The sequence below is a fragment of the Bacteroides sp. Phil13 genome, assembly GCF_001940965.1.
Lineage (GTDB): Bacteria > Bacteroidota > Bacteroidia > Bacteroidales > Bacteroidaceae > Bacteroides > Bacteroides intestinalis.
Map to the genome: position 1 here is coordinate 70,688 of NZ_MSHA01000044.1, position 14,213 is coordinate 84,900.

Here is a 14,213-nt window from a genome sequence, read left to right on the forward strand (position 1 = left end):
ATCCCCGATATCCCGTCATGAAGAAGGATACCGGGGATTTTAATTCAAACGCCTTTATTTAATACACATTAAATTCATAGATACGCACTGCATTCCCATTTTTGCTTTGTGTCGGTCTAGTTACCAAGAGACGAACATAACGCGCTTCTATCGGCTGCGAAAGATTTCTGGATACTTCGTTACCTGAGTTACCAAATATTCCGTCTACCGTCTTCCATTCTTCGTTAACAGCATTTTTCACCTGTAGGAAGCAGTCACTTGTAATCCAGGATTGGCTTTCTTGTCCGGCATTGAGTAATTTCCAGCCGCTGATAGTCTTGTTTTCACCCAGGTCGAAATCCACGTAGTTGGGTAATATACTGGTATCACACCACTTTGTTTCGCTATTTCCATCCACCATCAGACGGGGGTGTTCACCTTCACGCGTATATCCTGACCAACCCATCACATGGGCTTCTTTCAAGATGTTCTCCTTGGGAACGGTAGCTTCCTTGATGGTAACTGAACCTTTCACGGCAGTCCTGAATAATTGGGTAGCTACTTCCACTGGTTCCATTGTTTCTTTTACAGCAGTAGCGGCAAAAAGAACGATCTTTTCGTTTGCAGGCAATATAACCGTAGTGGCACCCTTAGGAATATCTACCCCTATCTTAAACATATAGGTAAATTCATAAGGAAGATCTTCGGTAGCTCCATGGCGGTGAGTACCTACATAGGCTATTTCAGCTTCTTTCAAATACCCTTCTGTATGATTCGTATGTCCCCATTGACCGATAAATCCGGTATAACAAGGGACAAAGGCTTTCTGCTGTGTTTTACCGGTGGTAAAGGTAGCTTCATAATCCGCATCGGTGGCAGCTGCAAGGAAATAAATACGGTTATATCCTTTGCCTACAGGAATTTGCAGGGTATCTCCGTTACAAGTCATACCGTTGGCAGCATCTTTCTCACCCAGCTTGAAAGGAATCTGATTCACAGTCAATGATTCAGGAAGCAGTTCCGCTGCATAGGAATAGCCGGATTCAAAATTTCCTTCATTACGGAATTCGTTCCATGAAGCACATTTACGGTTATAATTCAACGCGAGATATTCTGAATCCAATGTGGCAGCCACTGACCCGGAAGGTTTCAACTTGATCTTGAATGTCTTGACAGAATAGGGTTTTAAAGAAACCTGCAAGGTGTTTCCTGCGAATGAAGCATTACCGATCTTCTTCTCCGTTCCGTCTGCTTCACAAGCAGCGGTTATCTCTCCGGCAAAAGTCAGAGTAGCTTTCTGTTCCTGCTTACCCTCAGTTTCGTACACACGTACCACATATTCATCAGAACTTTCAGCTTTCTTCAATGCTTTAAGCAGTACATTCCGATTATCAGATGAAGCGAAAGAGAAAGTTTTGCCTAATGTACCTTTATGACTATCAGTCTGGAAAGCCTTCAGACGCTGATTCAACAATTCTCCTTGCTGAACGGTTTCCGCTTTATCCAGCTTACCGTCATGACCTATCAAGCTATAAGTAAAGCTATGGAAACCAAAATCCTGACGATTCTGATAAGCATAGTTTCGCTTTGTTTCCGGTGTGTGCAATAGCGTGAGACGAATCGTATTGTCATTGGGCTTATCCCATCCGTATTTGCTGTCATTCAATATAGAAACTCCATAACTTTCATTCTTGTCGGTCAGATCGGCCCAATAATGTGCATATACTTCATAGGCTGTAGGGACATTATTGCCTCTCTGTATGCTGCCGATACCCAAATCATAGGTCGCCTTCTCATTAGAAACGTTCAGAGGAAACTCTGCTTTCAGCAGGGCGTTGGTACTCTGCCATTCTATTTCGTTATAGAAATCGATACGAGGTGCCTGACTTCCTTCATAAAGCCGGATGTATTGGCAGAAAACTGATTCATCATGCTGCTTCTTGATACGGATTGTTTTACGTAGCGGACCGTTTTCCACCAGTGTAACCTCAGCATTCTTATCCGTAATGGAAATAGGTTCTTTATCTATGGTTTCTTTCAGAATCTCCCAAGCCGGCCAGCTATAAGATTTGTTCTCCGTAAAGAGAGCCAGACGGATAGCCTTTCCGGGCTTCACAATTTCTTTATCGTTTTTCTTGTCCAACAAAGAAATGATATCTCCGTTAGCATCCAGCTTCATACTGTATACGGAGTTTTCTACCCGGTAGTTTTCGCCTTCACGGACCGGTGCAGAGAGCTCTGTAGCCTTTTCACCGGAAGTACGGACATCATATACAGCATAACCTACCGGAGGTACCACAGCATCAATCAGCAGATTTGCTTTCCCGTTTTGATAAGAAAGCAATTGAGAAGCCACTTTCTTTCCCGCCTCATCAAAAACAGATACGCCTTTGGGAGCGCGCGGCATACTGACTTCCACTTCCACCACACTCTTTGCAGAGAAGCCCAACGGATTATAAAGTACTACAGGAATACCTTTTACGCGGGTATCCAGTTGGCTGGCAACGCCACGTACCGAGGATGTCAGCACATCTGAGAATTGAGAAAGAGAAATTAATTCATCATTCCATGAGAATTCATAGGCACGGGGAATACTGGTTCCCGTCAGGTCGTCATGGAACTGATGATATATAAAGCGTTTCCACGCATCAGTCAGGAAAGTACCGGGATAATCTGCAAGATTCAGCCACTCGGCACCTGCTGCCGCACGTTCGGCTGCATCACCCAGAAGTTCGTTCTGGCGGTTATAGAGTTTCATAGCCGCTTGCGAAGTATAACATCCGGTACCATGTACGTCCATCAATAGTTCACCATCGTACATAGGAAGTTCAGGATGTTCTTTGTAAGGCTGATAATCCTTGAACAACTGGTCGCTCGTAGCACTTATAATTTGCAATGGACCATTACCCTTCACGCCTTTCTCTACGGAACGTACGGAACCAATAGTAGGTGAACCGCCGATGTCACCTGTTCCATAATAACGGTAAACAGTTTTCAAAGGGGTACGCTCCGCTAATTCCATCAGCTCTTTATTTTCAGATAAATCTACATCATTCCATCTTTTACCATAGCCGTAACCATGAGCCAGCATGATAGAAGAACCATCTATTCCTTTCCACACTCCAATGGTGAAAGGATGTTTACTCTTTCCAAAGAAAGGATGTACACGCCAGTCCAGCTTTTGAGAGGAGAAACCTATCAGACTACAATGAGCGGCAATAGTGGGTAAAGTCCAGCCGAAACCGAAACAGTCGGGAAGAAAAATATCGGTACTCTCCACCCCGAATTCCTTCCGGTAGTATTCCTGACCCAGCATAATGTTACGGATGAAGGATTCGGTGGAAGGAACTAAAGCATCATTGGCATCCCAGCTACTACCGGAAATGTGCCAACGCCCTTCTTTGATGTACTCCTTCAACAATTCGTATTCCCGGGGATAAAATTCCTTCATCCAGGCATACTTTACACCTCCTTCAAAATTAAAAATATAATTGGGATATTGCTTCAGTAGAAGCAGGTTCTGGTTTAATGTGTTCCACACATATTCTTTAATGGTGGTTTGCACATCCCAATTCCATTGGGTATCCAGATGAGCATCAGCCACAGTATATACTTTTGCCGTTTTCGTAGCAGTAGTCTGGGCTGAAACGACTCCGTTTGTCAGTGCCAGAAAAGCACCACATACCATAAGAGATTGTTTCAAATTCATAGCATTCGCATTTAATGTTTTTAGTGTGAGGTAAAGATAGGGCGTCATGAGGTCATCCGGTATACGGATATATGACATTATTGTATATAAAGCCCGAATGTCGCAAAAAAAACACATAAATGTCACGAATACATAAAGGATAATCTACACAACGCAGTACTTTTACACCGAAACATAAAACAATTATTTACCATGAAAAAACACCTGTTGTTACTTTGTGCATTTTGTGTATCTTTATATGGCCATAGCCAAAAGATATATAAGTTGTCATCCCCGGATAAGAATATCGGTATATCCATCAGTCTTTCGGATAAAATCGACTACGACATTACCTACCAGAATGAAACATTACTGGAAAAAGGCAACCTGCAATTGGAAATAGGCAACCTGCAATTGGGGGCTAACCCCAAACTGCTAAAAGCAACCTCCAAAAGCATTCAGGAAGAATTAACCCCTATTGTACCACTTAAGTATTCAACCGTCTCCAACAATTACAATCAGCTCATATTGAAATTCAAGGGAGATTATTCTGTGGAATTCCGTGCCTTTAATGACGGACTTGCCTATCGTTTCATCATCAACAAAAAAGGAATTGTTGAGGTAAAGAATGAGACATTCCAAGTGCATTTCCCGGATAATTACTTACTCCATACCCAACAACCGGGTAGCTTCAAAACAGCTTATGAAGAAGCCTATCAACACATACAAAGCAAAGATTGGAAAGAAACCGACAAGATGGCTTTATTGCCCATCCTGATCGATACACAAAAAGGCTATAAGATCCTGATCAGTGAATCGAATCTGACGGACTATCCTGCCCTATTCCTCAAAAGCAATAATAACAATGGAATGTATTCCGTGTTTCCGAAGGTACCGGTGGAATTCGGAGAAGATGGAGACCGGAGCCTGAAGATTCTCAAAGAAGCGGATTATATAGCCAAGACGAATGGAAAACGTGATTTTCCCTGGCGTTACTTCGTCATCAGCAAGGATGACAGGCAACTGATAGAAAATACGATGACCTATAAGCTGGCAGACAAGAATCTATTGGAAGACGCATCCTGGATTAAGCCCGGATTAGCCAGTTGGGAATGGTGGAATGGTGCCACTCCTTACGGTCCGGACGTAAACTTTGTAGCCGGATGTAATCTGAACACCTACAAGTACTTCATCGACTTTGCCTCCCGTTACGGAGTGCCCTATATCATCATGGACGAAGGCTGGGCAAAATCTACAAAAGATCCGTATACTCCCAACCCGGACGTAGACCTGCATGAACTTATCCGTTATGGCAAAGAGAAAAATGTAGGCATTGTACTTTGGCTGACATGGCTGGCAGTAGAGAATAACTTCGAGCTTTTTGGAACTTTTGAAAATTGGGGAATAAAAGGCGTCAAAATCGACTTTATGGATCGGAGTGACCAATGGATGGTTAACTACTATGAAAAAGTGGCTAAGGAAGCCGCAAAACATCATTTATTTGTTGATTTCCATGGTTCATTCAAACCGGCCGGGTTAGAATATAAGTATCCTAACGTACTGTCGTATGAAGGCGTAAGAGGTATGGAACAAATGGGCGGATGTAAACCGGATAACAGTGTTTACCTGCCTTTCATGAGAAATGCAGTGGGTCCGATGGATTATACCCCCGGAGCCATGTTCAGCATGCAACCGGAAGTATATCGTTGCGAACGTCCTAATTCCGCCAGCATAGGTACACGCGCTTATCAGATGGCCCTGTTCGTCATCTTTGAAAGCGGACTCCAGATGATGGCAGACAATCCGACACTTTATTACCGTAACGAAGAATGTACCCGGTTCATTACTCAGGTTCCACAGACTTGGGACGAAACCATCGCACTGGAAGCTAAAGCCGGTGAATACGCCATTGTTGCCAAACGCAAAGGAGACAAATGGTACATTGGTGGCATGACTAACAACCAGCAGAAAGAAAGAACTTTCGATTTGGACTTCAGCTTCTTAAAAGAAGGAAAAACATATCGTATGACTTCTTTTGAAGATGGAATCAATGCCGGCCGTCAGGCTATGGATTATCGCAAAAAAGAACGTACGCTGAAAAAGGGAGAGAAAATCAGCATACGTCTTGTACGGAATGGCGGTTTCGTTGCTGTTATCGAATAGCAGGGAACAAAAGCATCAGCGCCGGTATGCCTGAAGCGGAATAACTGTCAACCACTACATCGGTTGACAGTGCTTGGGTATACTCACCGCCACAAATGCCACGTACTTCATCCCTGTTGGACCAACCGGAACAAATATTGCGGTGCAGATATGGAAGATATTGAGTCTGTCCGCAATCATATACCAACATAGCAATGTACTGAGCAAAAATAGCAGTATAAATACCTTGCTCGATTCCATGCTCAAAAGGTAGTATATATTCCGCAGAAGACATCTCATTGAAAGTATAGTCAGCTGCCAGGAGCGCATGATCCAGATAGCGTTTTTCACCTGTAGCTTTATACAATAAAACGGAGGCTCCGATAAAAGTAGCCTGATTATAAACATGTGCTTTCCAATTCGGAGCACCCTTGCCATGACGGCTATCGGCAACGCGACCCGTTTTCTGATCCAACAGATTCTCAACTCCCCATTCATAAATCTCTTTGCCCTTCGCCAGATATTGGCTCTTTGACTGGCATTCAGGAATTTGTCCGGTTTGCTCCGGTCTTCCTTCCGGTACATTGTTATAGAGAGTCAGGGCGGCTACTACAGTGGGAAAATTGATACAGGCCATCTTTCCATCTCCGGGTTTATTGGGATTAGGATTCCGTATAGGTTGCCATTGCCAGAACATACCTCCATCCTCTTCATCATAAGATCCTGTGTCTCCTACCTTATCCGAGCCATACCATACCCGCTTAAAACTGGCTTCTGCCAGTCGAAGATATTCTTCCTCCCCAAATAGCTCATAGGCACGCGACAGAGCAATAGTCCACCACATTATATCATCATAAATGAACCAACCTGTGTTTTCATTATTATCATCAAAATCAAAATGTGCATAATGTGCTTTGTTTCCAGCAAAAATCTTCTCACAAAGCTTTTTCATCTCTTTAGTTCTCCTTTTATCTTTCTCCGACTTAGCCAGCTTATATGCATTCATAGCCATTTCCCAATAAATGGGCTGGCACCAGATAGCTGCGGCACCATTACCGCGGTCAACCGCCTGTTCGAAGGAGGTATCCGTTTTATAGATATATTTGTTTGAATCCAGAAAGGTTTTATTAAATCCGTCATAAGCCATCCAGACTTCTTTCTGAGTATACCCGGATGTCTGATCTGTTTTCTTTCTGAAATCCTCTGCCTTGCATATAGCAGTCGATGTCAGCAATAAAATCATTGCCACTCCCAAAGAGACTCTTATCATATCGATCTGTTTTCTAAATTTATAGTACTAATTTTCTGATGCAAAATTAAGCGTTCTCCATAAGAAAAGATATACAGACTTTGGACATAAAAGTCCGACTATAAGACAATATCCTGCCATTATTCCTTATCTTTGTGACGTCTAACGAATATATGAATATGAGAAACATCCACAAAATATTCCGGTTTATATGGTTGCTTTCATGCTTTATATGTTGTTTCCCTTTGGCGAATTACGCATATAGCCTACGACAGTTCTCCAATAAAAACGGACTATCCAATAGTGCTATCCTGTCTCTTCACCAAGATCATCAAGGAGTCATCTGGATCGGTTCATGTGACGGTCTGAATGTTTTCGATGGCACCCGCATACAGGTATATACCCCAGTCTATTCTTCAGAAACATTGCTTTCGGGAAATCTGATCAACCATATCATGGAAGCCGAAGAGAACGTATTGTGGATACAAACCAATTACGGATTGGACAGGTTGGACACCAAACAGCAAATCTGCCAAAGTTTCCCGGACTTCAAAGACAATAACTACATCACTAAAAGTGACGATAACGAACTCTTCATCGTGAAAGATGACGGATATCTTTATCATTACCAACGGGAAAAACAAGCTTTCCGGAAGTTGGAAGTTCCGCCAGTCGCTTTTGAACATGTATTATCCACGATTGTCGATGAAAATAATATTCTCTGGATCTTCACATCGGATCATGATACCCGTAGCTACCAGATTCATAAAACAGAGCAGGGAGTAACCCTAACTCCTAACAATCTGTTCAAGCATGACGGAAAACTGCTATGGGCTTTTGCAGAAGATCACTTAGTCTATTTCATTGACGATACTTACTCGTTATACGAATATAATTTCAACAATCAACAAGAGTACTATATAGCCGACCTTAAAACCGAAATCGAGTCACGTGGAGAGGTATCTTCTATTATCAAGCAACAGAACGACTATTACATCGGCTTCAAAAGCAGCGGACTGATTCTATTAAAATACATGGCCGACCAGAAAGTGAAGTACCAGATGCAATCCACCGAAATACATTCGGGAATCTTCTGCCTGATGAAAGATAAGTTTCAGGATATCGTATGGATAGGAACAGACGGTCAAGGCGTATATATGTACTTTAACGATGCTTTTTCCATAACAAACACGCTGCTGGATACCCCTGCTTACCAGATTAACAACCCCATACGCGCACTTTACTGTGATGAGGAACAAACATTATGGATAGGAACTAAAGGAGGTGGCATAGTACGTATCAATAATTATTCTCCTGATAAGGAGTCGCTAACTTCATTCAACCGTATTTCTGCTGCTAACAGTACGCTGACTGATAATGCCGTTTATTGTTTTGCTCCCAGCACTACAGGCAAACTATGGATAGGTACCGAAAACGGCATTAATTATTATTCGTACAAAAGCAAACAACTAAAAGAGTTCCCAGTCGTTGCCGACAATAAGAAAGTGAAATACGTACATTCTATCAATGAACTGAATGATACTACTTTATGGGTATCTACCGTTGGTGAGGGTATCGTAAAGGTAATTCTGAATAATACCGGAAGCTCGCCAGCCGTTAAATCAGCCACCAGGATTGTTCTGGATAAAGGGCGCATGGCATCCAATTACTTCTTTACCTCTTTCCAGGAAAGTGACTCCATACTCTGGTTTGGTAATCGTGGCTACGGCGCTTACCGGCTCAATGTAGAAACCGGTGAAATGACTCCCTACAAGTTTGATGATGTTGTGAAAAGTCAGACTGCCAATGATATATTCGCTATTTACAAAAATGAAAAGGGATATTGGTTAGGCACCAGTTCAGGATTGCTACATTTGAATCAGAATTACTCTCATCGGCATGACCGGGCAGACCTGTTCTCAAACAACACCGTACACGGCATTTTAGAGGATCAGCAAAACAATCTCTGGATCAGTACGAATCAAGGGTTGGTAAGGTTCAACCCGCAGACAAACACCGGACAGACATACGACAGGCAAAACGGTCTGGAAGTCACTGAATTCAGTGATGGAGCTTTTTATAAGGACTTACGAACCGGAACCTTATTCTTCGGAGGTACAAACGGCTTTGTAACCATCAAGCCTAATACATACAGGATGGCAGACTATATGCCTCAGATAAGCCTGAAAGGATTGTCTATCTTCGGAAAAGAATATAATATATATGACTTTCTTTATAAAAAGAAAGAAAAGGAAATACTCCAACTGGACTACAGCCAGAATTTCTTTTGCATTAATTTTATGGCAGTCGATTACATAAACGGCAACAACTATTCTTATTCTTACAAACTGGATGAGGTTAGTAACCAGTGGATAGAAAGTGGAACGTCAGCCAGTGCCGTATTTTCCAATCTTCCACCCGGACAATATAGGCTGTTAGTAAAATACAGAAATAACATGAATGGGAAAGAGTCTGAACCTCAGACTCTTCTGATTCAGATCACTCCACCATGGTATTTAAGTACCTGGGCATATATCTTCTATTTCATAATCATAGCTTTGCTCTGTATTCTTGCTGTCTACAGGATTATCGGTCAATACCGTCGGAAACAACACCGCATCATCGAAAAGCTGAACCGGGAAAAGAAAGAAGAAGTTTACGAATCCAAACTTCGCTTCTTTACCAACATTACACACGAGTTCTGTACACCGCTCACACTGATTTACGGTCCATGCGAAAAGATACTTGCTTACCCGCAATCAGACTCATATATCCGCAAATACGGAAAGATGATACAGCAGAATACGGAGAAACTGAATAGCTTGATTCTGGAATTGCTTGAATTCCGTAGGCTGGAAACCGGCCATAAGGCACTTTCCATCCAAAGATTACCGGTATCGGACAAGCTCCGGAATATTGCAGAATCATTCTGTGAACTGGCCGAGAATAAGAACTTGAATTATCAATTGGATATCGAACCGGATATTGAATGGAATACGGATATCAGTTGTTTCAACAAGATAGCCAATAACCTGATCTCCAATGCCTTTAAATATACTCCGGAAGAAGGCACTATTACCGTTAGCCTGAAGACAGAGAATCAACATCTGACCCTTAGCATATCCAATTCCGGAAAAGGTATAGCGAAAGAAAACCTTTCGAAGATATTCGACCGCTACAAGATATTGGATTCCTTTGAGATGAATGGGAAGAATTCACGAAACGGTCTCGGATTGGCTATTTGCAAAAGCATGACTACTTTGTTGAACGGAGAAATCAATGTCAGCAGTATCCAAAACGAAGTAACGACATTTACAGTTACTTTACCGGAACTATCACCAAGCCAACAAGAGGCAGATATGTCCCGGAAAGAATATGAAACAACACCTATAAATACTAATACAGAATCTATAGAGTTAGAACAGACCATTAAGAAATTCGATAGTTCGAAACACACAATTATGATTATTGATGACGATCCTTCCATGCTGTGGTTTGTTTCGGAAATATTTGTAGATAAATACAATGTACTATCTTTCGGCAGCGCCCAAGAGGCTCTGGCTAACCTGGAACAAAAACAACCGGATCTGATTATCTCAGATGTGATGATGCCTGAAACAGACGGACTTTCTTTCGCCCAGAAAATCAAGCAGAATAAGTTATGGAGCCATATTCCACTTATTTTATTATCCGCACTTCATCACGAAGACGATCAGGTGAAAGGTATTGAAGCCGGTGCGGAAGTATACGTAACGAAGCCTTTCAACGTGAAATACCTGGAAAAAGTGGTCTATCGATTGATTCAGCGCGAATCGGACTTAAAAGAATATTACAGTTCCATATTCAGTTCCTTCACCGTAGAAAATGGGAACTGCATCCATAAGGAAGATCAGGAATTTCTGGATAAAGTAATAGAAACCATAGAGAAGAACATCACCAATCCCGACTTGTCCGTCGAATTATTGAGCAGTGATTTGGGATACAGCACCCGTCAATTCTACCGGAAACTGAAACCGATTACCGAAAAGTCACCGGCTGATATCATCAAGGAATATCGTCTTACGATGGCCGAACGTTTGTTACTGACCAAGAATTTCACTATTGAAGAAATTATGGATCGGACAGGGTTCAATAACCGCGGCACCTTCTATAAGTTGTTCTCTTCACGCTTCGGCATGCCGCCGCGACAGTACAGAGAACAGCAGAAGGATAACGTAAAGATAGAGAAGTCTTTATTATAAAAGCGCAACCTAAAATTTTAACCTGATCGTTTTCCTGAATTCAGGAAAACGATCTATTTCCCTTTTACAATCCTCTTAATATCATTCAATTTATTCAACGCCTCCAACGGAGTCAGATTATTCACATCCAGATTCAATATCTCATCCCGTATCTGGCAAAGGACCGGATCTTCCAATTGGAAGAAACTAAGCTGCATGCCGCCACGCGTTTCTCCCACTTCCGCCATCGGCTTACTTGCAATACCTTGCTGGCGATTATCCGCTTCCAGTTGCTTCAATATGTCATTCGCACGTTTTACAATGCTTTTCGGCATACCCGCCATCTTTGCTACATGGATACCGAAAGAGTGTTCACTGCCGCCACGTTCCAGTTTACGCAGGAAGATAACTTTATTATCCACCTCCTTAACGGAAACATTGTAGTTCTTGATACGCTTGAAGCTCTTCTCCATTTCGTTCAATTCATGGTAGTGCGTAGCAAACAATGTACGTGCTTTGGCTTTAGGATGCTCATGGATATGCTCCACAATCGCCCAGGCGATAGAAATACCGTCGTAGGTAGATGTACCTCGTCCCAGCTCATCAAAGAGCACCAGGCTGCGCGGAGACAGGTTATTCAGGATATCTGCTGCCTCATTCATCTCTACCATAAATGTAGATTCTCCAACAGAAATATTATCGCTGGCACCCACACGAGTGAATATCTTATCCACCAAACCGATATGCGCACTCTCGGCAGGTACGAAGCTACCGATCTGTGCCAACAGCGTTATCAGAGCCGTTTGCCTCAACAATGCAGACTTACCAGCCATATTCGGACCGGTAATGATAATGATTTGTTGCGAACTGCTATCCAGCATCACATCATTGGCAATATATTTTTCCCCTATAGGAAGTTGCTTCTCAATAACCGGATGGCGTCCCTGGCGAATATCCAGCACATCGTTATCTTCAATAACAGGACGTATATAGTTATTCTCACGCGCCACATTGGCAAAGGAAAGCAAGCAGTCCAGACGTGCTATCTGGTTTGCATTGACCTGGATGGCAGGGATAAACTCACTTAACGCTTGCACAAGTTCTGTATAAAGCTGAGTCTCCAGGATCAATATCTTATCCTCGGCGCCGAGTATCTTCTCTTCATACTCTTTCAGCTCCTGCGTGATGTAACGTTCGGCATTTGCCAGAGTTTGTTTACGTATCCACTCCTGCGGAACTTTATCTTTGTGCGTATTACGGACTTCTATATAATAACCGAACACATTGTTGTAGCCGATCTTCAAGCTGGGAATTTCCGTCAGTTCACTTTCCCGCTGCTGTATCTGTAGCAGATAATCTTTACCGGAATAGGCTATCTGGCGTAATTCATCCAATTCATCACTAACGCCCGACTTCATGACACCACCTTTGTTTATCAGCAACGGAGGATCATTATTAATCTCTTTTTCAATGCGGTCGCGAATGGACTTACAGATATTCAGTTGTTCACCGATACGGTTCAGACTGGCGTTATCCGCCTCCATACAGGCTTCTTTGATAGGTTCGATAGCCTGCAAAGCCACCTTCAACGCAACTACTTCACGCGGAGAAACACGCCCTACAGCCACTTTAGAGATAATACGTTCCAGATCGCCTATCAGATGCAGCTGTTCTTCGATCAGTTCCTTGAAATCCGGCTGACGGAAGAAGTATTCCACCACATTCAGACGTTCATTGATAGGCAACACATCTTTCAACGGAAACACCAGCCAACGTTTCAGCAAACGGGCTCCCATAGGGCTGATAGTCTTATCAATCACGTTCAGCAGGCTACTGCCGCCATCGTTCATGCTACCCACCAGTTCAAGGCTGCGAACGGTGAACTTATCCAAACGGACGTATTTATCTTCTTCAATACGTGCCAAAGAAGTGATATGTCCTATCTGGGTATGCTGCGTCATAATGAGATATTGCAGGATAGCTCCCGAAGCAATAATACCATTCTTGAGATGCTCTACACCAAAACCTTTCAGATTCTTCGTTTCAAAATGCTTCAGAAGTTTCTCACGGGCAGTGGTCTCTGTAAATACCCAGTCGTCCAGTTCAAAAGTAAAAAACTTACTTCCAAAGTTACCCTCAAACATACCCCGTTTTCCACGTTCAAAAAGCACTTCTTTAGGAGCGAAGTTATTCAATAGCTTGTCTACATAATCGAAAGGCCCTTCTGCTGTGAGGAACTCACCCGTAGATATATCGAGAAATGCCACACCGCACGCTCCCTTACCAAAGTGTACGGCAGCCAGAAAGTTATTTTCCCGGTAATTCAGTATATTATCATTGATGGAAACACCGGGAGTTACCAGTTCCGTAATGCCCCGCTTCACCAGCTTCTTGGTCATTTTCGGGTCTTCCAACTGATCACAGATGGCCACACGCTTCCCTGCACGTACAAGCTTAGGCAGATACGTATCCAATGCATGATGAGGGAATCCCGCCATTTCAACAGTCTTTCCTTTGCCATTGGCACGCTTAGTCAGAGTAATTCCCAGGATTTCGGCTGCGACAACAGCATCGGTAGAATAAGTTTCATAGAAGTCGCCGCAACGAAACAGCATAACGGCATCAGGATGCTTGGCTTTCAGGTCCAAGAACTGTTTCATCATCGGGGTAAGGACAATATCTTCTTCGCTCACAGTAGTTGTTCTTTATAAATTTATTAATAGGCAAAAGTGCAGCTTATTTTCGCAGCCATGCAAAGATAATTCTTTTTTAGAAAACAAGTACTGAGGGGGCTCAAATCCTTAGTAAGCCTTAACAAAAACAACGCTTTTACTAAAACATGTTATAAAACACTCTTTTTTATTTGTTTTATTTGCAGATATCCCAAAAGTCCGTATCTTTGCACTGTGTTTTTCATAGTATTAGATTTAAGGTT

At 42.6% G+C, this 14,213-nt stretch carries 5 protein-coding genes; 2 read left to right on the forward strand and 3 right to left on the reverse strand.

Features of this window, described 5'->3' with window-relative positions; all coding sequences use genetic code 11:
• Positions 1-58: 58 nt before the first annotated feature.
• Entirely contained in the window at positions 59-3,682 is a 3,624-nt protein-coding gene (locus BWI44_RS08400) for a beta-sandwich domain-containing protein (RefSeq protein WP_394368898.1), read from the reverse strand.
• Between the two features lie 198 nt (positions 3,683-3,880).
• On the opposite strand from BWI44_RS08400, the gene BWI44_RS08405 reads away from it, so the two are divergent.
• On the forward strand, positions 3,881-5,830 hold the full coding sequence (locus tag BWI44_RS08405) for a glycoside hydrolase family 97 protein (protein WP_138291454.1): 1,950 nt from the start codon (positions 3,881-3,883) through the stop codon (positions 5,828-5,830).
• Here the strand turns inward: BWI44_RS08405 and BWI44_RS08410 are convergent.
• Positions 5,820-7,079, reverse strand: a complete 1,260-nt coding sequence (locus tag BWI44_RS08410; RefSeq protein ID WP_229036091.1) for a glycoside hydrolase family 76 protein — start codon at positions 7,077-7,079, stop codon at positions 5,820-5,822. The two genes, BWI44_RS08405 and BWI44_RS08410, sit on opposite strands and share 11 nt — an antisense overlap.
• A 158-nt stretch (positions 7,080-7,237) precedes the next feature.
• On the opposite strand from BWI44_RS08410, the gene BWI44_RS08415 reads away from it, so the two are divergent.
• Positions 7,238-11,299: a hybrid sensor histidine kinase/response regulator transcription factor gene (locus tag BWI44_RS08415; RefSeq protein WP_195208588.1), complete on the forward strand. Its 4,062-nt coding sequence runs from the start codon at positions 7,238-7,240 to the stop codon at positions 11,297-11,299.
• Between the two features lie 53 nt (positions 11,300-11,352).
• On the opposite strand, the gene mutS is transcribed toward BWI44_RS08415, so the two are convergent.
• On the reverse strand, positions 11,353-13,941 hold the full coding sequence (mutS, locus tag BWI44_RS08420; RefSeq protein WP_195208678.1) for a DNA mismatch repair protein MutS: 2,589 nt from the start codon (positions 13,939-13,941) through the stop codon (positions 11,353-11,355).
• Between the last annotated feature and the right edge of the window lie 272 nt (positions 13,942-14,213).